Source organism: Pseudomonas sp. UBA3153, from assembly GCF_002364635.1.
Taxonomy (GTDB): domain Bacteria; phylum Pseudomonadota; class Gammaproteobacteria; order Pseudomonadales; family Pseudomonadaceae; genus Pseudomonas_O; species Pseudomonas_O kuykendallii.
In genome coordinates this window covers 99,111-118,962 of the sequence record NZ_DEYR01000048.1, presented here as the reverse complement: position 1 = coordinate 118,962, position 19,852 = coordinate 99,111, and the positions used below count along the sequence as shown (strand labels likewise).

The window sequence follows — 19,852 nt, the reverse complement described above, 5'->3', positions numbered from 1 at the left end:
GGCGGCGGCCGGCGGGCGGAAAAGGGCGCCAGCATAGCATTCGCCCGAGGCCTACCGCAGTTGACGCTGTCGGCCCGAGGCGGTTGGATAAGGGCCTTTCGCCGCGACGCCAACAGGCGTCGGCGACCCATCACCAAGGAGTTGCACATGGCCAAGCGCATCCAGTTCAGCCGCCACGGCGGTCCCGAAGTGCTCGAATACGTCGACTACGAACCCGCCCAACCCGGCCCGAACGAAGTCCGCGTGCGCAACCGCGCGATCGGCCTCAATTTCATCGACAACTACTACCGCGACGGCCTGTATGCACCGCCTGCGCTGCCCTCCAGCCTCGGCACCGAAGGCGCCGGCGAGATCGAGGCGGTAGGCGCCGGGGTGACCCACCTCAAGGTCGGCGAGCGCGTCGCCTACGCCACCGGACCGCTGGGCGCCTACAGCGAACTGCACGTATTGCCCGCCGCCAACGTGGTCCGGCTGCCGGAGAGCATCAGTTTCGAGCAGGCTGCGGCGGTGATCCTCAAGGGCCTCACCGTGCAATACCTGCTGCGCCAGACCTATCCGGTCAAACGCGGCGACATCGTGCTGTTCCACGCGGCGGCCGGCGGGGTCGGCTCCATCGCCTGCCAGTGGGCCAGGTCGCTGGGAGCGAAGCTGATCGGTGTGGTCGGCTCGGCGCAGAAGGCCGAGCAGGCGAAGGCCTTGGGCGCCTGGGCGACCATCGACCGGACCCTGGAAGACATCCGCCAGCGCGTGCTGGAACTGACCGACGGAGCGAAATGCCCGGTGGTCTACGACTCGGTGGGCAAGGACACCTGGGGGATTTCCCTCGACTGCGTGGCGCCACGCGGTCTGATGGTCAGCTTCGGCAATTCCTCCGGCGCGGTCAGCGGCGTGAACCTCGGCATCCTCGCGCAGAAGGGTTCGCTGTACGTCACCCGGCCGACGCTGGGGAGCTATGCGAACAGCGCCGAGAACCTGCAGACAATGGCCGACGAGCTGTTCGAGATGATCGCCAGCGGCGCGATCACGGTGGACGTCGCCCAGCGCGTGGCGTTGAGCGACGCGGCCCGCGCGCAGACCGAACTGGCCGCCGGCCGCACCACCGGCTCTACGGTACTGCTGCCGGACTGACCGCCGCCGTCAGGCCTCGCGCACCACCTTGCCGGTGCGCAGGTCGCGGATCAGGCTGGGGTTCTTGCGTCCGCCCAGATAGCCGCCGAGGACGTGGTCCAGCTGCTTCGGAAAGTACTGCTCGACACGCAGGCGACTGCGCGCGGCGGGACGCCCGGAAGGGTTCGCCGACGTGGACACCAGCGGGCCGGTGAGGGCGCAGAGTTCGCCGACCAGCGAATGGTCGCTGACGCGCAGGGCAACGCTGTCGTGTTCGCCGGTGATCCATTCCGGCAGGCGGTTCTGGTGCGGCACCAGCCAGGTATTCGGGCCGGGCCAGGTGCTCGCCAGCCGCGCCAGCCACGCCTCGGGCAGGTCGTTGAGAAGGAAGTCGAACTGGCGAATGGTGTCGGCGACCAGGATCAACCCCTTCTCCACGGGGCGCTCCTTGAGCGCCAACAGCCGGTACACCGCCTCGCTGCACCAGGGATCGCAGCCCAGTCCCCAGACCGCCTCGGTCGGATAGGCGATCACCCCGCCATTGCGGACCACCCGTGCCGCCTGTTGCACTTTCCAGCTGCTGACCATCGCTCGTCTCCCATCGCAAAAACCTGCGCAGTGTACCCAAGCGAGGCGGCGCTGGAAGCGCTAGCGCCGCACGCCGAGCCAGCGACCGGCTTCGCTGGCGACGCGGCCGTCCAGTTCGAGATCGGTGAGTGCGGCGAGCACCTTCGGCAACGGCCAGCCACTGGCCTCGGCCAATGCCTCGCTGCTGTATGGCGCGGCGAACAGCAGCTCCAACAGCGGATGCGTCGGCGCTGGGGGCTCGGCGACGGACGCGGTGGGCGAAACGACCTGCCAGCCGCGCAGGGCTTCGAGGATGTGCTCGACGCTCTCCACCAGCAGCGCGCCGTCGCGGATCAGCTGGTGGCAACCGCGCGCGCCGGGATGATGGATCGAGCCAGGGATCGCATAGACCTCGCGGCCCTGCTCGGCGGCCAGCCGCGCGGTGATCAGCGAACCGCTTGAGGGGCTCGCCTCGACCACCAGCACACCGACGGACAGTCCGCTGATGATCCGGTTGCGCCGCGGAAAGTTGCTCGCCTGCGGCGGGCTGTCCAGCGGCAGCTCGGACACCAGCGCGCCGCCCTCGCGGGCGATGCGTTCGGCCAGCGCCTTGTGCCGCTGCGGGTAGATGCATTGCAGGCCGGTGCCCAGCACCGCCACGGTGGCGCCGCCCGCCTCCAGGGCGCCCAGGTGCGCGGCGCCGTCGATACCCAAAGCCAGCCCGCTGGTGATCACGAAGCCGCCACGTGCCAGGCTGCGCGCGAAGCTTTGCGCGGTATTCAGACCGGGCCTGGAGGCGCGCCGGCTGCCGACGATGGCCAGCTGCGGACGCTCCAGCAGGTTTACGTCGCCGGCGACGAACAGCAGCGGCGGGGCGTCCGGCAGCTCGGCGAGCAACGCCGGATAGCGCGGGTCATCCCACATCAGCAGATGGTGGTTCGGCTGTTCCAGCCAGGCCAGCGCCGCCGCGGCGCGTTCACGAATGTCCTGGCTGCGTCGCGGCTCCGCACAACCGGCCGGCAGCCCGAGCGCGCGCCAGGCGGCGGCTGGCGCGCTGAGGGCAGCGGAAGCGCCAGCGAAGGCCTGCATCAGTCGGGCGAAGCGCCGTGGCCCCAGTTCGGGCAGGCAGTGCAGGCGAAGACGGGCTTCGAGTTCCGCGGGGGAAAGGCTCATCGGCGATCATCCTTGATCGACGCGCCGGCCAGCGGCCGGCGCCAGATAGCAGAAGCCCCGCAGTGCGGGGCTTCGGGGTGGTCAGGGGTTCTTGACCTTGTCCAGCACCGACAACTGCCGGCTGGCGGCCAGCACCAGCCCGTAACTGAGCTTCTCGTAGGTGCGAAAGACCATCATCAGGCCGGCGCGCTCGTCGGGAATCTTCACCGATTCGCCGGTGACGCGGTCGCGCACGGTTTCGCCGGTCTTGTACACCGCGAGCACGTTGCCTTCGGCCAGGCCATCGCGGCGGCCCTTGTTGATGGTCACCACGTCGAACTGACCGATCTGGTTGACGCCGCGCGGCACGTCGAGAATCACGCCATCCTCGATCGTCCGGGCCGGCTCACCGGGCATGAAGGATGAGTTGATCGCGCGTTCCTCGGTGGGGAACAGGCGATCACCGAGGCGCACTTCCTGTGTCGAGCGGGTCAGCATCACGGTCGCAACGTCGCCTTCCTGGGCGACCATTTCGGCGGTGCCGATGTCGTCGGCGTTGATGCCGAGGAACTCCCCGGTTTTCGGATCCTTGTAGGTGCGGCCCTGGCGGAAGATGCCGTAGGCCGGCTGGTCGTCCTCGAAGGTGCCGCGGGCGTAGACGCGGTCACCGCTGCCACTGACGACGCGTTCGGCATTGCCGGCGACGATGTAGGGCGCGCGGAGGAACTCCTCGGGCGTATCGACGATGCGGTTGCTCAGGAGGAAGCTGTTGATGGCGTTCAGCGGGATGGTCGGGATGGCTTCGGCCATCGGCGTGCTGCGTACCTGCGGCGACAGCTTGATGGTTCCGCGCGAGGCGCCGCGCTCAAGTTGCAGGCGCGGCTGGCCGTCGACATAGAAGAGGGTGAGGACATCGCCGGGGTAGATCAGGTGGGGGTTTTCGATTTGCGGGTTGGCGTGCCAGATTTCCGGCCACTTCCAGGGTTCACGTAGAAACTTGCCGGAAATATCCCAGAGGGTGTCGCCGCTGACCACCGTATAGCGATCCGGATGACCTTCCTTGAGCTGCACGGCTGCCTGAGCCAGACCGCCGAAGGCGAGCAGCACCAGGGCGAACAGTGATTTCCTCATGCGGTGAATCCCTTTATCATGTCCATTCACGTGAAACGCTTGGAAGCCGCCCCGTGCGGGCTTTTCAGGCGTTTTTCAAAGCTGCTCATCATCTTAGCAGCGCTATTTGAATTTATTCCACAAGTGCATCACAAACGCATATGGCGATACTGAATATCCTCGAATTTCCCGATCCGCGCCTGCGCACCATCGCCAAACCGGTGGTCAGCGTCGACGATTCCACGCGCCAGCTGATCGACGACATGTTCGAGACCATGTACGACGCACCCGGGATAGGACTGGCCGCCACCCAGGTCAACGTGCACCAGCGCATCGTGGTGATGGACCTGTCCGAAGACAAAACCGAGCCACGGGTATTCATCAACCCGGAGTTCGAGGTGCTGACCGACGAAATGGGCCAGTACCAGGAGGGGTGCCTGTCGGTACCCGGTTTCTACGAGAACGTCGAGCGCCCGCAGCAGGTCCGGATCAAGGCGCTGGACCGCGACGGCCAGCCCTTCGAACTGCTCGCCGAAGGCCTTCTGGCGATCTGCATCCAGCACGAATGCGATCACCTCAACGGCAAGCTGTTCGTCGACTACCTGTCCAACCTCAAGCGCGACCGGATCAAGAAGAAGCTGGAAAAACAGCACCGCCAGCAGGCTTGATCAGGTTTCCAAGGCTTGCTCCGGCAAGCCTTTTTGCATTCTGGAGCTCCTCTTTTGCGCATCGTTTTCGCCGGTACGCCGGAATTCGCCGCCCGCCACCTGCAGGTTCTGCTCGACGCCGGGCAGCCGATCGTCGCCGTCTACACCCAGCCGGACCGCCCGGCCGGACGCGGGCAGAAGCTGATGCCCAGCCCGGTGAAGCAGCTCGCCACGCAGCACGGGATTCCGGTGCTGCAACCGGCGACCCTGCGCGACCCCGCTGCCCAGGCCGAACTGGCGGCGCTGCAGCCGGACCTGCTGCTGGTGGTCGCCTACGGGCTGATCCTGCCGCAGGTCGTGCTCGACATCCCGCGCCTGGGCTGCGTCAACAGCCACGCCTCGCTGCTGCCGCGCTGGCGCGGCGCGGCACCGATCCAGCGCGCGGTGGAAGCCGGCGACAGTGAAAGCGGCGTGACCGTGATGCGCATGGAGGCCGGCCTGGACACCGGGCCGATGTTGCTCAAGGTGCGCACGCCGATCGCCGGCGACGACACCGGTGGCAGCCTGCACGACCGCCTCGCGGAGCTGGGCGCACAGGCGCTGCTGCAGGCGGTCGACGGGCTCGCCGCGGGGAGCCTGGTCGACGAGATCCAGGACGACGCGCTGGCCACCTACGCGCGCAAGCTGGACAAGGACGAGGCGCGCCTCGACTGGACGCGTCCGGCCGTCGAGCTGGAGCGCCAGGTGCGCGCCTTCAATCCCTGGCCGGTATGCCATTCGACCCTCGCCGGCGAACCCTTGAAGGTGCTCGCGGCGCGGCTTGGGGAAGGCCAGGGTCGGCCCGGCGAGATTCTCGCGGCCAGCCGTGACGGTCTGAGCGTCGCCTGCGGGGAGGGCGCGCTGCTGCTCACCCGCCTGCAACTGCCTGGCGGAAAACCGCTGGACTTCGCCGACCATTACAACAGCCGCCGCGAACGCTTCCTGCCCGGCACGGTACTCGGCCAATGAACCCGCGCCTGGCCGCCGCGCGGGCCCTGGCGGCGGTGCTTTCCGGCAAGGCCTCGCTGGGCAGCAGCCTGCCACCGCTGCTGGAGCGGGTGGACGCCCGCGACCGCGGCCTGGCCCAGGACCTTGCCTTCGGCACCGCGCGCTGGCAACCGCGACTGGCGCTGCTCGCCGAGAAGCTGCTGCAGAAACCGTTCAAGGCCGCCGACCGCGATGTCGAGGCGCTGCTGCTGATCGGCCTCTACCAGCTGTTCCATACGCGCATCCCGCCGCACGCCGCGATCGGCGAGACCGTCGCCTGCGCCGACGGCCTGAAGAAGTCGTCGCTCAAGGGCCTGCTCAACGCCGTGCTGCGCAACGCCCAGCGCGATGGCGATGCGCTGATCGCCAGCCTGGAGCGCGATCCGGTGCTGCACAGCGCACATCCACGCTGGTTGCAGAAGGCCCTGAAGGGGTTCTGGCCCGAGCACTGGCAGGCCATCTGCGCGGCGAACAACGCCCATCCGCCGTTGATCCTGCGGGTCAACCGCCAGCACGGCGCGCGCGATGCCTACTTCGCCGAACTGCAGGCCGCCGGCATCGCCGCCGCGCCCTGTGAGTTCAGTCGCGACGGCGTGCGCCTGCTCGAAGCGCGCGACGTGAAGACCCTGCCAGGCTTCGCCGAGGGCCGCGTCAGCGTGCAGGACGAAGCCGCGCAGCTGGCCGCCGGCCTGCTCGACCTGGCGCCCGGCCAGCACGTGCTCGACGCCTGCTGCGCGCCGGGCGGCAAGACCTGCCACCTGCTGGAAGCCGAGCCGACGCTCGACGTGCTCGGCGTCGACCTGGAAGAAAAACGCCTGGTGCGGGTGCGCGAAAACCTCGCCCGCCTGGGCCTGAATGCACGCCTGGTCGCCGCCGACGGCCGCGCCACCGGCGACTGGTGGGACGGCCGGCCGTTCCAGCGCATCCTGCTCGACGCGCCGTGCTCGGCCACCGGCGTCATCCGGCGCCACCCGGACATCAAGCTGACCCGCCAGCCCGCGGACATCCCGGCGCTGGCCGCGCTGCAGGGCGAGCTGCTGGACGCGCTGTGGCCGACCCTCGACGTCGGCGGCGTGCTGCTCTACGCCACCTGCTCGGTGCTGCCGACGGAGAACAGCGAGGTGATCGGCGCCTTCCTCGCTCGCCAGCCCGGCGCGCGCGAACTGGCAATCGCCGGGGGCTTCGGCATCGAACAGCCGCACGGCCGCCAGTTGCTGCCGCAGGAAGACGGCCATGACGGCTTCTACTATGCCAAGCTGGTGAAGATCGCCGCGACGCCGGCGAGCAAGGAGAACGGTTGAAAATCATCATCCTCGGCGCTGGCCAGGTCGGCGGCACCCTTGCCGAGCACCTCGCCAGCGAAGCCAACGACATCACCGTGGTCGACACCGACGGCGAGCGCCTGCGCGCCCTCGGCGACCGCCTCGACATCCGCACCGTCCAGGGCCGCGGCTCGTTCCCCACCGTGTTGCGCCAGGCCGGCGCCGACGACGCCGACATGCTGGTGGCGGTAACCAACAGCGACGAGACCAACATGGTCGCCTGCCAGGTCGCCTTCACCCTGTTCCACACCCCGACCAAGATCGCCCGGGTGCGCGAATCGGCCTACCTGACACGCTCCGGACTGTTCGACAACGACGCCATCCCGGTGGATGTGCTGATCAGTCCCGAGCAGGTGGTGACCAACTACATCAAGCGTCTGATCGAGTACCCCGGCGCGCTGCAGGTGATCGACTTCGCCGACGGCAAGGCGCAGCTGGTGGCGGTGCGCGCCTACTACGGCGGGCCGCTGGTCGGCCAGCAGCTGCGCCAGCTGCGCGAGCACATGCCCAACGTCGACACCCGCGTGGCGGCGATCTTCCGTCGCAACCGGCCGATAACGCCACAGGGCGACACCGTGATCGAGGCGGACGACGAGGTGTTCTTCATCGCCGCGACCGGGCACATCCGCGCGGTGATGAGCGAGATGCGCCGGCTGGAAAGTGACTACAAGCGCGTGGTGATCGCCGGTGGCGGGCAGATCGGCGAACGCCTGGCCGAAGCCATCGAGAGCCGCTACCAGGTGAAGGTGATCGAGATGAACCCGGCGCGCTGCCGCCACCTGTCGGACTCGCTGGACAGCACCATCGTGCTGCAGGGCAGCGCCTCGGACCGCGACCTGCTGCTGGAGGAGAACATCGCCGACGCCGACATCTTCCTCGCCCTGACCAACGATGACGAAGCCAACATCATGTCCTCGCTGCTGGCCAAGCGCCTGGGTGCGCGCAAGGTGATGAGCATTATCAACAACCCGGCCTACGTCGACCTGATCCAAGGGGGCGAAATCGACGTGGCGATCAGCCCGCAGCTGGCGACCATCGGTTCGCTGCTGTCCCACGTGCGGCGCGGCGACATCGTCAGTGCCCACTCGCTGCGGCGCGGCGCCGCCGAAGCGATCGAGATCGTCGCCCACGGCGACTCGCGGTCGAGCAAGGTGGTCGGGCGGATGGTCGAGGAAATCGCCCTGCCGTCGGGGACCACCATCGGCGCCGTGGTGCGTGACGAACAGGTACTGATCGCCCACGACGACACGCTGATCGAGTCCGGCGACCACGTGATCCTGTTCCTCGTCGACAAGAAGCACATCCGTGACGTCGAGCGCCTGTTCCAGGCCGGCCTGACGTTCTTCTGATCCGCGGAGGCGCGCATGCTCGAGTCGCTGGAAAGGATGCTCGCCAGGGGCGTCGACAATTCGCTGCTGCGCTTCGGCCTCGGCAAGGGCTACCTGGACGCCGGCGACTTCCCGCGCGCCGCCGGGCACCTGCGCCGCTGTGTCGAGCTTGATGCCACCTATTCCGCGGCCTGGAAGCTGCTCGGCAAGGCGCTGTTGCAGGCCGGCGATCCGGCGGCCGCACGCGAGGCCTGGGGCCAGGGCCTGCAAGCCGCGCAGGCGCGCGGCGACAAGCAGGCGGAGAAGGAGATGACGGTGTTCCTGCGCAAGCTGGACAAGCAGCGCTGAGGCGCTAGCGGATCAGGACGACAGCGCCGGGCTGCGCGGCAGCTGGCGCACGATCCAGTTCAGCAGAATCCCGTAGAGCGGCACGAAGAGGATCAGGCTGACCGTCAGCTTGATCGCGTAGTCGACGCTGGCGATCTCCACCCAGTTCGCCGCCATGAACGGGTCGCTGCTGTGCCAGAAGGCGATGGAGAAGAATACGAAGGTGTCCAGCAGGTTGCCGAGGATGGTCGAGGCGGTCGGCGCGATCCACCACTGGCGCATGCGCCGCAGGCGGTCGAACACCTGGATGTCGAGCAGCTGGCCGAAGGCGTAGGCGAGGAAGCTGGCCAGGGCGATGCGGAAGACGAACAGGTTGAACTCGCCCAGCGCGGCGAAGCCACCGAAGGCGCCATCGTGGAACAGCACCGAGACGATGTAGGAGGCGACCAGCGCCGGCAGCATCACCTTGGCGATCACCCGCCGCGCCGGTTCCTTGCCGAGCAGACGCACGGTGAGGTCGGTGGCCAGGAAGATGAACGGGAAGCTGAACGCGCCCCAGGTGGTATGCCAGCCGAACAGCGAGATCGGCAGCTGCACCAGGTAGTTGCTGGCGATGATGATGAGGATGTGGAAAGCGATCAGACCGGCCAGCGTCGCGCGGCGGGCCGATGAGGAAAACGTCGGCATCTTGCGTCCTTTTTGGAGTGATGGGGTGAGGGAACCCATTTCAGCGGCCGGCATTCTAGCCGCAGTGTCGCGTGCTGGTAAGCGTTTTCGTCGGCAGGCCGGCGAGCGGTGGCCTAGCCGGCCTCTTCGTCGAGGATGAAGCGCACCCCGACGCCTTCGCCGTCCGCGCGCATCACCTGCATCCTCAGCACCGGCGCCTCGATCGGCAGGTCCTGCACCTGGCCGCTGATCAGCGTGCCGGTGGCGAGACCAACCAGTTGCGGGTGACGGATGAAGACGCCGCCATCGGAGAGGTCGCGGGTCTGCGCGATGAGTTCACCGAAGCTTTCATGGCTGACCTTGATTCTGCACTTCATCGGGATGCGCGGATGGCGACGCTGATTAGACATGAGCAGCTTCCTCGGCATGGTGGCCACTTAATACCGTAGTTCGCCCCTCACGCCCAGCCCGCAGGGCACTTCAGTACCAGCGGGCCTCCCCTTCGGGGCGCTTCTTGAAACGCTTCATCGTCCACATGTACTGGCTGGGGTAGGTGCGCACATAGTTGCCGATGGTCTCGCTCATGGACGCCACTGCCGCCTCGACGTCCTCGCCGTACATGGCCTCCGGCGCCGCCTCGATGATGACCCGGTAACCGGAGCCGTCTTCCAGACGCAGCGCGTGGAGGAACACGCCCAGGGATTTCTTGTGGTCGAGCATGCCGGGGACGAACTTGCTGGTCAGCGCCCGCGTGCCGAGGAAGGGCACGAAGAAGCCGGCGGAAAGCGACGGCTCGGGGTCGGCGGGAATCCCTACGGCGCCGCCGCGGCGGACTTCCTTGATCACGCTGAGGATGCCTTCGCGGGTCGATGGCGCAACCCGATTGCCCATCTGCACGCGCTGGCGTTGCAGCAGATCGTCGACCGCCTTGAGCTTCGGCGGGCGGTAGAAGATGATCGGTTTGCACTGTGCGCAGTAGAAATGGTTGAGCACTTCCCAGTTGCCCAGGTGGCTGGTGATGCCGACCACGCCCTTGCCCGAGGCGAGTGCCTGCTGCAACACCTCGAGCCCCTGGACTTCACGCACCAGCGCCAGCGACTTGCCCGCCGGCCAGATCCACGCGCAGGCGCTTTCGGTGAGGGTCTTGCCGATGTCGATCAGGCTTCGGCGCAGGAGTTTTTCCAGCGCATCGGCATCCAGTTCCGGGAAGCACTTGCTCAGGTTGATCCGCGCCACTTCGCGCGTATCGGTGGGCAGCCGCCACATCAGCCAGCCGATGAACGCACCGAGCCCCTGCACAACACGCCAGGGCAGCAGCGCGAACAGGCGCAGGAAGCCTACGACCAACGCGCCTTTGAACTTCTCCACAACGGTCTCCGATTTTCAAAGGCAAGCATTGTACCCGTCTCGCCTACGCCTTTCAGCGCTACGGAGGTATCAGTTCATTGACAGAGCGCTATGACGATCGCATTCGAGGGTGTGGTCCATCACCATTCCGGTGGCCTGCATGTACGCATAGCAGATGGTCGGACCGACGAAGGTGAAGCCGAGTTTCCTGAGCGCCTTGCTCATCGCTTCGGCTTGCGCGGTCACCGCCGGCACGTCGCCGCGCCCGTCGAAGCGGTTGATCCTCGGTTGGCCGCCAACGAACGACCAGAGCAGCGTCACCGGGTCCTCAAGCTTCAGCCAGGCCTGCGCATTCCGGCGCGCGGCCTGCAGTTTGAGCCGGTTGCGGATGATGCCGGGGTCCTGCATGCGCTCCTCGATCTCCTCGTCGGTCATCCGCGCCAGGCGCTCGGCATCGAAACCGAACAGCACCTCACGGTAGCGCTCGCGCTTCTTCAGCACGGTTATCCACGACAGTCCCGCCTGGAAACCTTCGAGCAGCAGCATCTCGAACAGCCGCTGCGGATCGCGCTGCGGCACACCCCATTCCTCGTCGTGGTAGGCGATGTAGAGGGGATCGTCGGTGCACCAGAAGCAGCGCGGCATGGGCGTGAACCTCAGGGGGAAGGGCTGGACACTATAGCCAAGACACTGGTTAAAAAAACAGGTATCGAGCGGCGATTCGCGCTTCGAGGACCGACGTCGGGCTGCGCGCCCTGCGGGATGGCCGCGGCTTCGGTATACTCCCCGGTTTTTCGTCGCAGCCTCAACGGGTGATCTTTCTTGAGCCAGACCAAGCCCTCCGTGCGCACCTTCCAGGATCTGATTCTCGTCCTCCAGCAGTACTGGGCCGAGCAGGGCTGCGTGGTGATGCAGCCCTACGACATGGAAGTGGGCGCCGGCACCTTCCACACCGCCACGTTCCTGCGCGCCATCGGCCCGGAAACCTGGAACGCCGCCTACGTGCAGCCCTCCCGGCGTCCGGCTGACGGCCGCTATGGCGAGAACCCCAACCGCCTGCAGCACTACTACCAGTTCCAGGTGGTGCTCAAACCCAATCCGGAAAACTTCCAGGAGCTTTACCTCGGCTCGCTGAAGCGCATCGGCCTCGATCCGCTGGTGCACGACATCCGTTTCGTCGAGGACAACTGGGAGTCGCCGACCCTCGGCGCCTGGGGTCTCGGCTGGGAAATCTGGCTGAACGGCATGGAAGTCACCCAGTTCACCTACTTCCAACAGGTCGGCGGCATCGAATGCTACCCGGTGACCGGCGAGATCACCTACGGCCTGGAGCGCCTGGCCATGTACCTGCAGGGCGTCGACTCGGTCTACGACCTGATCTGGACCGACGGCCCGTTCGGCACCGTGACCTACGGCGACGTGTTCCACCAGAACGAGGTGGAGCAGTCCACCTACAACTTCGAGCACGCCAACGTCGACAAGCTGTTCGAGCTGTTCGATTTCTACGAGAGCGAGGCCAACCGCCTGATCGAGCTGGAGCTGCCGCTGCCGACCTACGAGATGGTCCTGAAGGCGTCGCACACCTTCAACCTGCTCGACGCCCGCCGCGCCATCTCGGTGACCGCGCGCCAGCAGTACATCCTGCGTGTTCGCGCACTCGCCCGCGCCGTGGCGCAGAGCTACCTGCAGGCCCGCGCGCGCCTCGGCTTCCCGATGGCCACTCCCGAATTGCGTGACGAAGTACTGGCCAAGCTGAAGGAGGCCGAATAATGACCACCAAGGATTTCCTGGTTGAACTGGGCACCGAAGAGCTGCCGCCGAAAGCGCTGAAAAGCCTCGGCGATGCCTTTCTCGCCGGCATCGAAAAAGGCCTCAAGGCCGCCGGCCTCGGCTACGCTTCCGCGCGCGTCTACGCCGCGCCACGGCGTCTCGCGGTGCTGGTCGAGCAGCTGGATAGCCAGCAGCCGGACCGCAGCGTCAATCTCGACGGCCCGCCGATCCAGGCCGCCTTTGACGCCGAGGGCAACCCCACTGCCGCGGCCCTGGGCTTCGCCAAGAAATGCGGCGTCGACCTCGCCGAGGTCGACCGCAGCGGCGCCAAGCTGAAGTTCAGCCGCAGCATCCCCGGCCAGCCCGCCATCGGCCTGCTGCCGGGCATCGTCGAGACCTCGCTGAACGACCTGCCGATTCCCAAGCGCATGCGCTGGGCGGCGCGCAAGGAAGAGTTCGTGCGCCCGACGCAGTGGCTGGTGATGCTCTTCGGCGACGACGTGATCGACTGCGAGATTCTCGCCCAGACCGCCGGCCGCGAGAGCCGCGGCCACCGCTTCCATCATCCGGATGCGGTGACCATCGCCAGCCCAGCCGCCTACGCCGAAACGCTGCGCGGCGCCCACGTGATCGCCGACTTCGCCGAGCGCCGGGCGCTGATCTCCGCCCGCGTCGCCGAACTGGCGGCGGCCGAGCAGGGCAGCGCGATCGTGCCGCCGGCGCTGCTCGACGAAGTCGCCGCGCTGGTCGAATGGCCGGTGCCGCTGGTCTGTTCGTTCGAGGAACGCTTCCTTGCCGTGCCGCAGGAAGCGCTGATCTCCACCATGCAGGACAACCAGAAGTACTTCTGCCTGCTGGACGCCAACGGCAAGCTGCTGCCGCGCTTCATCACCGTGGCCAACATCGACAGTCTGGATGCGACGCAGATCGTCTCCGGCAACGAGAAGGTGGTGCGCCCGCGCCTCACCGACGCCGAGTTCTTCTTCAAGCAGGACAAGAAGCAGCCGCTGGAAAGCTTCAACGAGCGGCTGAAGAAGGTGGTCTTCCAGGCCCAGCTCGGCACCGTCTACGACAAGGCCGAGCGCGTCTCGAAACTGGCGGCGTTCATCGCCGAGCGGGTCGGCGGCGATGCGCGCAACGCCGCGCGTGCCGGCCTGCTGAGCAAGTGCGACCTGGCCACCGAGATGGTCGGCGAGTTCCCGGAGATGCAGGGCATCGCCGGCTACTACTACGCGCTCAACGGCGGCGAGCCGGAAGACGTGGCGCTGGCACTGAACGAGCAGTACATGCCGCGCGGCGCCGGCGCCGAGCTGCCGACCACCCTGACCGGCGCCGCCGTGGCGGTGGCCGACAAGCTCGATACCCTGGTCGGCATCTTCGGCATCGGCATGCTGCCCACCGGCAGCAAGGACCCCTACGCCCTGCGTCGCGCCGCCCTCGGCGTACTGCGCATTCTCATCGAGAAGGGCCTGGACCTGGACCTGAACGAGACCGTGGCCTTCGCCATCCGCCAGTTCGGCGGCCAGGTGAAAGCCAACGGCCTGGCCACCCAAGTGCTGGATTTCGTCTTCGACCGCCTGCGTGCGCGCTACGAAGACGAAGGCGTGGACGTCGCCGCCTACCAGGCGGTACGCGCGCTGCAGCCGGGCTCCCCGCTGGACTTCGACCAGCGCGTGCAAGCGGTGCAGCTGTTCCGCCGCCTGCCGGAAGCCGCTGCCCTGGCCGCCGCCAACAAGCGCGTGTCGAACCTGCTGGGCAAGTTCGACGGCACGCTGCCGGCCGGCGTCCAGGCGCACTACTTCGACAACCCCGCCGAGTTCTCCCTGTACGCCGCGATGCAGCAGGCCGACCAGGCGGTCCGGCCGATGGCGGCGGCGCGGCAGTACAGCGAGGCGCTGGCGCGCCTGGCCGCGCTGCGCCAGCCGGTGGATGCGTTCTTCGAAGCGGTGCTGGTGAACGCCGAAGACGCCTCGGTACGCGCCAACCGCTACGCGCTGCTGGCGCAGTTGCGCGGGCTGTTCCTCGGCGTGGCGGACATTTCGCTGCTGGGGTGAGGAAGGGGGGATGCCGCCACGCGGCTGACCCCTGCTGCGCGACGAAGCCGGCGGAAACGCCGGCTGCTACGGCACGCGGTGCCGAACGCGGTTCAGGGGAGGGCTACACCCGTCCCGCCGGCCTCAATCGTCATCGTCGTCGTCATCATCCATCTTGCGCCGCGGCACCAGCTTGGGATCGACCAGTATGGCGCGGTAGATCTCCACGCGGTCGCCCGGCTGCAGCGGGGCCTCCAGCTTCACCAGCTTGCCGTAGATGCCGACCTTGCTCTTCGCCAGGTCCAGCGCCGGGAAGCGCTTGAGCACTCCCGAACGCTCGATGGCGTCGCGCACGCAGCAGTCCTCCGGCACGTCCAGTTCCAGCCAGGCCTGATTATTGGCCTCGGCATAAGCAACGACGATCTGCATGTTCCTGCTCCCTGAAAGTCAGTGGCAGCCACCGCCGAGCGCGGCGGCGGGTGCGGCCTGGATGCCCTGGCGTGCCTGCTGGCGCTGATCGATCCAGCGCTTGAGCGCGAGCAGGAAGCCCAGCGCGAAGAACGCGCCCGGCGGCAGGATCATCAGCAGGAAGCCCTTGTAGTCGGGGATCACCCGGGTCTCGAGAAAGGCGAACGAGGAGCCGAGCAGCAGGTGCGCGTCGGCGAACAGCGTGCCGTTGCCGATCAGCTCGCGGATCGCACCGATCAGGGTCAGCGCGAAGGTGAATCCCAGCCCCATGAACAGGCCGTCGAGGGTCGAGGCGACCACGCCGTTCTTCGAGGCGAAGGCCTCCGAGCGTCCAAGCACCGCGCAGTTGGCGACGATCAGCGCGATGTACAGACCAAGCACCTGGTACAGCGCGTGGGCCCAGGCGTTCATCATCATGTCCAGCAGCGTCACCAGGGTGGCGATGATGACGATGAACACCGGGATGCGGATGGCCTCGGTCACCGCCTGGCGAATCATCGAAACCAGCAGGTTGGCGCAGACCAGCACGAGCGTCGTGCACAGGCCCATGCCCAGGCCGTTGGTCGCCGAGCCGGTGACCGCCATGGTCGGACACATGCCGAGCACCTGGGCGAACACGATGTTGTTGCTCCACAGTCCGTCCTGGGCGATGCGCAGGTAGTTGCTCATTGCGATTCTCCGGCGGCGAGGGTTTCGCCGAACAGTTGCTGGCGATGGCTGGCGAAGAACTCCAGGCCCTCACGGATTTCCTTGACCACCGCGCGCGGGGTGATGGTGGCGCCGGCGAACTGGTCGAAGTCGCCGCCGTCCTTCTTCACCGCCCAGCGCTCCACGGGCGGATTGCCCAGCGAGAGACCCTGGAAGCGGGTGATCCAGGGGTTCTTTTCGACGTCGATCTTGTCGCCCAGCCCCGGGGTTTCCTTGTGCTTGAGCACCCGTGCGCCGAGCAGCGCGCCTTCCGGCGAAATGGCCAGCAGCACCTCGATGTCACCGGCATAGCCACGCCCGTGCACGGCGAAGATCGCCGCCACCGGCTTGCCCTGCAGCGTGGCGCGGTAGACGTCGAGCGGCCCTTCCGGGCCGTCGACCTGCGCGCGGGTCTGCAGCAGGTCGTTGTCGTAGCTGCCGTGCGGCAGCACGCGGGACAGGTTATTGCGCAGGTCCTGGGCCTCGGCGGCGAGGATCGGGTCGTGCGTGCGCTGCGCCGCCCAGCCGAGGGCGGCGCAGGTGACCAGGACCACGGCGCCGAGCATCAGGCTCTGGTAGCTGAGGTAGCCGTGCAGACGCTGCCAGTTCATGGCGCCCTCCGGTTGAATGGTTGCAGGGCGGCACCCTGGCGAGTGCGGCCATAGATGCGCGGACGCAGGTAACGGTCGATCAGCGGGGTCGCCGCGTTCATCAGCAGCAGGGCGAAGGCCACCGCCTCGGGATAGCTGCCGTAGGTGCGGATCAGGTAGATCAGCACGCCGCACAGCAGGCCGAAGAGCAGCCGCCCGGCGGCGGACGCCGGGCAGGTCACCGGGTCGGTGACGATGAACCAGAGGGTCAGCATGAAGCCGCCGGAGAGCAGGTGATAGAGCGGGCTGGCATAGCGCAGCGGATCGATCAGGTACATCGCCAGCGCCGGCAGGGCGAGGCCGAGGGTCAGCCCCACGGGCGCCTGCCAGGTGATCACCCGGCGCGCCAGCAGGAAGCAGCCGCCGAGCGCCAGCAGTAGGGCGGAACCCTCGCCCATGCTGCCGGCGCGCTCGCCGAGCAGCGCCTGCAGCGGTCGGTAGATGTCCGCCAGCGCCGCGCTCAATGCGCTACCGCGGCTCAGCTCGGTCTTCACGTGGCCGAGCAGGGTGGCCGAAGCGTAGGCATCGGTCTGCGCCCCACCGAAGGTGATCTGCAGAGACTCGATGATACCCGGCGCCGGCAGGCTGCCCAGCGCGAGCGGCTGCACCCAGCGGGTCATCTCCACGGGGAAGGCAATCAGCAGGATCACGCGTGCCGCCATCGCCGGGTTGAACAGGTTCTGCCCCAGCCCGCCGAACAGCTGCTTGACCAGCCCGATCGCCAGCAGCGCACCGACCAGCGCCACCCACCAGGGCGCCCACGGCGGCAACGAGAGCGCCAGCAGCCAGCAGCTGAGCAGCGCCGAACCGTCGCCGAGGGCGCGCAGCGGGCGTTTCTGCAGGCGCAGGCAGAGCGCCTCGATGAGCAGCCCGCAGAGGATGCAGGTGAGGAACAGGAAGAGTGCCGGCCAGCCGTACTGGCTGAAGCCGTAGAGGGTCGCGGGGAGCAACGCTAGGATCACCTCGAGCATCATCCGCCGCAGGCTGGGCCCGGCGTGGGCGTGTGGCCCGTGGACCACGCTGGTCTCGCTCATTGGCTTTTCTCCGTCTGCGCCATGGCCGCCGCGCGACGCGCCGCCAGCCGCGCCTGTTCGCGGGCGAAGCGGGCCTCGCGCTGCTCGGCGAGCCGGCGCGTGGCGTCCAGCTTGCGTTGCTGGCGGGCCATCGTGGCCAGCTCGTTGCGCGCGTAGTTGAAGTAGTGGGTCAGGGGGATGTTCGACGGGCAGATGTACGAGCAGGCGCCGCAGCCGATGCATTCCTTCAGGCCCAGGGCCTGCGCGCCCTTGAGGTCGCCGGTGCGGATGTAGGCGGCCATCTCCAGCGGCATCAGCCCCTGCGGGCAGCCGCGTACGCAGTTGGCGCAGCGCACGCAGGGCTCCGGCGCCCGCTCGGCGACTTCCGCCGCGGAAAGTGCCAGCACGCCGCTGCAGCCCTTGACCACCGGCACGTCGGCACGCGGCAGTTGCATGCCCATCATCGGCCCGCCCATGACCAGGCGTGCCGGGGTTTGCAGATAGCCACCGGCGCCTTCGATCAGGCGGCTGATGAGGGTGCCGAAGGGCACTTCCCAGTTGCCCGGGTGGGCCATCGCGCCGCCGGCCAGGGTGACGATGCGCGACACCAGCGGTTGCCCGTGGACCAGGGCGCGCGCGACGCTGTAGGCGGTGGCGACGTTGTGCACCAGCACGCCGGCGTCGGCGGCGCGGCCGCCAGCGGGGATTTCGCGGCCGGTCAGCCATTTCACCAGTTGCTTGTCCGAACCCATCGGGTAGCGGCTGGGCACCGACTGCACCTCGACTTCAGTACCGAGCGCGGCCAGGCGCAGCGCGGCGAGGGCTTCGGGCTTGTTGTCCTCAACACCCAGCAGCACCTGGCGCGCCTGCACGGCATGACGGATCAGCCGCGCGCCGGTGATCACCTCGGCGGCGCGCTCGCGCATCAGCAGGTCGTCGCTGGTCAGGTAGGGCTCGCACTCGCCGCCGTTGATCACCAGCGTATCGATGCCGCGGCGCAGGCTCAGCTCCAGCTTCACCGCGGAAGGAAAGGTCGCTCCGCCGAGGCCGACGATACCGGCCTCGCCCACCCGCCGGCAGACGTCTTCCGGCGCCAGGGCGAAGGGATCGGCGGCGACCTCCAGGTCGACCCAGCGGTCGTCGCCGTCGACTTCCAGCACCAGCGTCGGCAGCGGCAACCCGGACGGGTGCGGCGCCGGGTATTCGCCGAGCGCGCGCACCAGCCCGGACGTCGGCGCATGCAGCGGCGCGGAGATGTTGCCCTGGCCGGCGGCCAGCAGTTGACCCTTGAGCACGCGCTGGCCGACGCCAACCACCGGCATGGCCATCTCGCCGACGTGCTGCTGCAGCGGGATGAACAACAGTTCGGGCAGCGGAAGTCGACGGATCGGCTGCGCGCTGGACTCTTCCTTGCGACCGGCTGGATGGACCCCGCCGCGCCAACGATTCCATTTCATCCTCATACCTCTCGGGTCGCCAGGGGCCGTTCCCAGCCCCAGGTCAGCAGGCTCGGGGCCACCGGGGTCAGCTGTATCGCCTCGGTGGGGCAGATCGCCTGGCATTTGCCGCAGGCGGTGCAAGCGTCGCCGAACACCTGGTGCAGTTGCTTGGCGGCGCCCATCACCGCATCGGTCGGGCAGACCTTGAAGCAGCGGGTGCAGCCGATGCACAGGTGCTCGAGCACCTGCGCCACGCGCGGCACGTCATCGGGCATGTCGGCGAGGTTCATCTCCACGCCGAGGCGCTCGGCCAGCGCCTGGGCCACCGCGCGACCACCGGGCGGGCACAGGGTCAGCGGAGCCTCGCCCTTGGCCAACGCCTGTGCGGCGCCGGCACAGCCGATGTAGCCGCACTGGCCGCACTGGCTGCCGGGAAGCATCTTCAGCAGCTCTTCCTCGAGCTCATCGCGCGGCACGCGCAGCAGGCGGTCGGCACCGCCGAGCAGGAAGCCCAGGGCCAGGCCGAGGGCGGTCAGCGGCATTACGGTCATCAGCATGGAGGTGCTCCTTAAAGTCCGCCGAGGCCGGCGAAGCCCATGAACGCCACGGCCAGCAGGCCGGCGCAGACGAAGGCGATCGGCGAGCCGCGGAACAGCGCGGGGGTGTCGGCCAGCGCCAGACGCTCGCGCAGGCCGGCGAACAGCACCATTACCAGGGTGAAGCCGAGCGAGGAGCCGAAGCCGTCGAGCAATGAGACGGCGAAGCCGGCCTTGCTCGATGCGCTGACCAGCGGAATACCGAGCACCGCGCAGTTGGTTGTGATCAGCGGCAGGTAGATGCCGAGCACCTGGTACAGGCCGGGGCTGACCTTGCGCACCAGCATCTCGGTGAACTGCACGAGCGTGGCGATGATCAGGATGAACGCGAGAATGCGCAGGAACTGCAGCCCCAGCGGCGCCAGCATGAGGTTCTCGACCAGCCAGCAGCAGGCGGCGGCGAGGGTGAGCACGAAGGTGGTCGCCATACCCATGCCGAGGGCGCTGTCGATCTTGCTCGACACCCCCATGAACGGGCAGAGGCCGAGAAACTTCACCAGGATCACGTTGTTGACCAGGGCGGTCGAGAGCAGCAGTAGCAGATAGTCAGACATGGGGGGCACCTCCTTGGCTGTCCCAGCGCAAGCGCCGTGCCAG

The 19,852-nt window shown here is 67.8% G+C and carries 22 protein-coding genes; 8 read left to right on the top strand and 14 right to left on the bottom strand.

The features are described from left to right. The first annotated feature begins 147 nt into the window (after nt 1-147). A complete protein-coding gene (locus B2X67_RS13135) occupies nt 148-1,128 on the top strand; it encodes an NADPH:quinone reductase (protein ID WP_286785754.1) in 981 nt (326 codons plus the stop codon). A gap of 9 nt (nt 1,129-1,137) precedes the next feature. Here B2X67_RS13135 and B2X67_RS13130 read toward each other — a convergent pair whose 3' ends face one another. From B2X67_RS13130 to B2X67_RS13120, 3 genes are all read right to left on the bottom strand, one after another. Continuing rightward, nucleotides 1,138-1,695 (bottom strand): L-threonylcarbamoyladenylate synthase, encoded by a 558-nt coding sequence (locus B2X67_RS13130; protein WP_286785753.1) that lies wholly within the window; start codon nt 1,693-1,695, stop codon nt 1,138-1,140. 60 nt (nt 1,696-1,755) lie between these two features. Further along, nucleotides 1,756-2,847 carry a DNA-processing protein DprA gene (gene dprA, locus B2X67_RS13125; RefSeq protein WP_286785752.1) on the bottom strand — a complete coding sequence of 364 codons (1,092 nt, stop codon included), beginning with the start codon at nt 2,845-2,847 and terminating at the stop codon, nt 1,756-1,758. Between the two features lie 81 nt (nt 2,848-2,928). Beyond that, nucleotides 2,929-3,957, bottom strand: a complete 1,029-nt coding sequence (locus B2X67_RS13120; protein ID WP_282342481.1) for a LysM peptidoglycan-binding domain-containing protein — start codon at nt 3,955-3,957, stop codon at nt 2,929-2,931. 140 nt (nt 3,958-4,097) lie between these two features. On the opposite strand from B2X67_RS13120, the gene def reads away from it, so the two are divergent. From def to B2X67_RS13095, 5 genes are read left to right on the top strand one after another with little or no spacing between them, the layout of a single operon-like run. Beyond that, on the top strand, nt 4,098-4,604 hold the full coding sequence (gene def, locus B2X67_RS13115) for a peptide deformylase (protein ID WP_286785751.1): 507 nt from the start codon (nt 4,098-4,100) through the stop codon (nt 4,602-4,604). A gap of 54 nt (nt 4,605-4,658) precedes the next feature. Next, nucleotides 4,659-5,591, top strand: a complete 933-nt coding sequence (gene fmt, locus B2X67_RS13110; RefSeq protein WP_286785750.1) for a methionyl-tRNA formyltransferase — start codon at nt 4,659-4,661, stop codon at nt 5,589-5,591. Beyond that, nucleotides 5,588-6,910 carry a 16S rRNA (cytosine(967)-C(5))-methyltransferase RsmB gene (gene rsmB, locus B2X67_RS13105; RefSeq protein ID WP_286785749.1) on the top strand — a complete coding sequence of 441 codons (1,323 nt, stop codon included), beginning with the start codon at nt 5,588-5,590 and terminating at the stop codon, nt 6,908-6,910. Before fmt ends, rsmB begins: the two co-directional genes overlap by 4 nt. Beyond that, on the top strand, nt 6,907-8,280 hold the full coding sequence (gene trkA / locus B2X67_RS13100) for a Trk system potassium transporter TrkA (protein ID WP_282342474.1): 1,374 nt from the start codon (nt 6,907-6,909) through the stop codon (nt 8,278-8,280). The genes rsmB and trkA overlap by 4 nt, the downstream gene beginning before the upstream one ends. A 15-nt stretch (nt 8,281-8,295) precedes the next feature. Further along, a complete protein-coding gene (locus tag B2X67_RS13095; RefSeq protein ID WP_286785748.1) occupies nt 8,296-8,607 on the top strand; it encodes a tetratricopeptide repeat protein in 312 nt (103 codons plus the stop codon). 12 nt (nt 8,608-8,619) lie between these two features. Here the strand turns inward: B2X67_RS13095 and B2X67_RS13090 are convergent, their stop codons facing one another. From B2X67_RS13090 to B2X67_RS13075, 4 genes are all read right to left on the bottom strand, one after another. Then, the gene (locus B2X67_RS13090) at nt 8,620-9,273 is read right to left on the bottom strand and encodes a 7-cyano-7-deazaguanine/7-aminomethyl-7-deazaguanine transporter (RefSeq protein WP_273233654.1); all 654 of its coding nucleotides are present in this window, start codon (nt 9,271-9,273) and stop codon (nt 8,620-8,622) included. 113 nt (nt 9,274-9,386) lie between these two features. After that, nucleotides 9,387-9,662 carry a PilZ domain-containing protein gene (locus B2X67_RS13085; RefSeq protein WP_286785747.1) on the bottom strand — a complete coding sequence of 92 codons (276 nt, stop codon included), beginning with the start codon at nt 9,660-9,662 and terminating at the stop codon, nt 9,387-9,389. Between the two features lie 70 nt (nt 9,663-9,732). After that, nucleotides 9,733-10,620 carry a lysophospholipid acyltransferase gene (locus tag B2X67_RS13080; RefSeq protein ID WP_286785746.1) on the bottom strand — a complete coding sequence of 296 codons (888 nt, stop codon included), beginning with the start codon at nt 10,618-10,620 and terminating at the stop codon, nt 9,733-9,735. Between the two features lie 69 nt (nt 10,621-10,689). Further along, on the bottom strand, nt 10,690-11,244 hold the full coding sequence (locus B2X67_RS13075; protein ID WP_273233651.1) for a DNA-3-methyladenine glycosylase I: 555 nt from the start codon (nt 11,242-11,244) through the stop codon (nt 10,690-10,692). 177 nt (nt 11,245-11,421) lie between these two features. Here B2X67_RS13075 and glyQ point away from each other — a divergent pair, with 177 nt between their 5' ends. Beyond that, nucleotides 11,422-12,369: a glycine--tRNA ligase subunit alpha gene (gene glyQ / locus B2X67_RS13070; RefSeq protein WP_282342464.1), complete on the top strand. Its 948-nt coding sequence runs from the start codon at nt 11,422-11,424 to the stop codon at nt 12,367-12,369. Then, complete coding sequence (gene glyS / locus B2X67_RS13065; RefSeq protein WP_286785745.1) at nt 12,369-14,423, top strand: glycine--tRNA ligase subunit beta; 2,055 nt, start codon at nt 12,369-12,371, stop codon at nt 14,421-14,423. Before glyQ ends, glyS begins: the two co-directional genes overlap by 1 nt. Nucleotides 14,424-14,546: 123 nt before the next feature. Here the strand turns inward: glyS and B2X67_RS13060 are convergent, their stop codons facing one another. From B2X67_RS13060 to rsxA, 7 genes are read right to left on the bottom strand one after another with little or no spacing between them, the layout of a single operon-like run. Then, on the bottom strand, nt 14,547-14,831 hold the full coding sequence (locus B2X67_RS13060; protein WP_090231383.1) for an RnfH family protein: 285 nt from the start codon (nt 14,829-14,831) through the stop codon (nt 14,547-14,549). Between the two features lie 18 nt (nt 14,832-14,849). Continuing rightward, nucleotides 14,850-15,545 carry an electron transport complex subunit E gene (locus B2X67_RS13055; protein ID WP_376747729.1) on the bottom strand — a complete coding sequence of 232 codons (696 nt, stop codon included), beginning with the start codon at nt 15,543-15,545 and terminating at the stop codon, nt 14,850-14,852. Next, entirely contained in the window at nt 15,536-16,168 is a 633-nt protein-coding gene (gene rsxG, locus B2X67_RS13050) for an electron transport complex subunit RsxG (RefSeq protein ID WP_286785743.1), read from the bottom strand. Before rsxG ends, B2X67_RS13055 begins: the two co-directional genes overlap by 10 nt. Next, complete coding sequence (locus B2X67_RS13045; RefSeq protein ID WP_282342459.1) at nt 16,165-17,241, bottom strand: RnfABCDGE type electron transport complex subunit D; 1,077 nt, start codon at nt 17,239-17,241, stop codon at nt 16,165-16,167. The genes rsxG and B2X67_RS13045 overlap by 4 nt, the downstream gene beginning before the upstream one ends. Further along, on the bottom strand, nt 17,238-18,677 hold the full coding sequence (rsxC, locus tag B2X67_RS13040; RefSeq protein ID WP_286785742.1) for an electron transport complex subunit RsxC: 1,440 nt from the start codon (nt 18,675-18,677) through the stop codon (nt 17,238-17,240). Before rsxC ends, B2X67_RS13045 begins: the two co-directional genes overlap by 4 nt. A gap of 2 nt (nt 18,678-18,679) precedes the next feature. Then, nucleotides 18,680-19,216, bottom strand: coding sequence for an RnfABCDGE type electron transport complex subunit B (locus tag B2X67_RS13035; protein ID WP_273233645.1), 537 nt, complete (start codon nt 19,214-19,216; stop codon nt 18,680-18,682). A gap of 11 nt (nt 19,217-19,227) precedes the next feature. Further along, nucleotides 19,228-19,809: an electron transport complex subunit RsxA gene (gene rsxA / locus B2X67_RS13030; RefSeq protein WP_273233644.1), complete on the bottom strand. Its 582-nt coding sequence runs from the start codon at nt 19,807-19,809 to the stop codon at nt 19,228-19,230. Between the last annotated feature and the right edge of the window lie 43 nt (nt 19,810-19,852).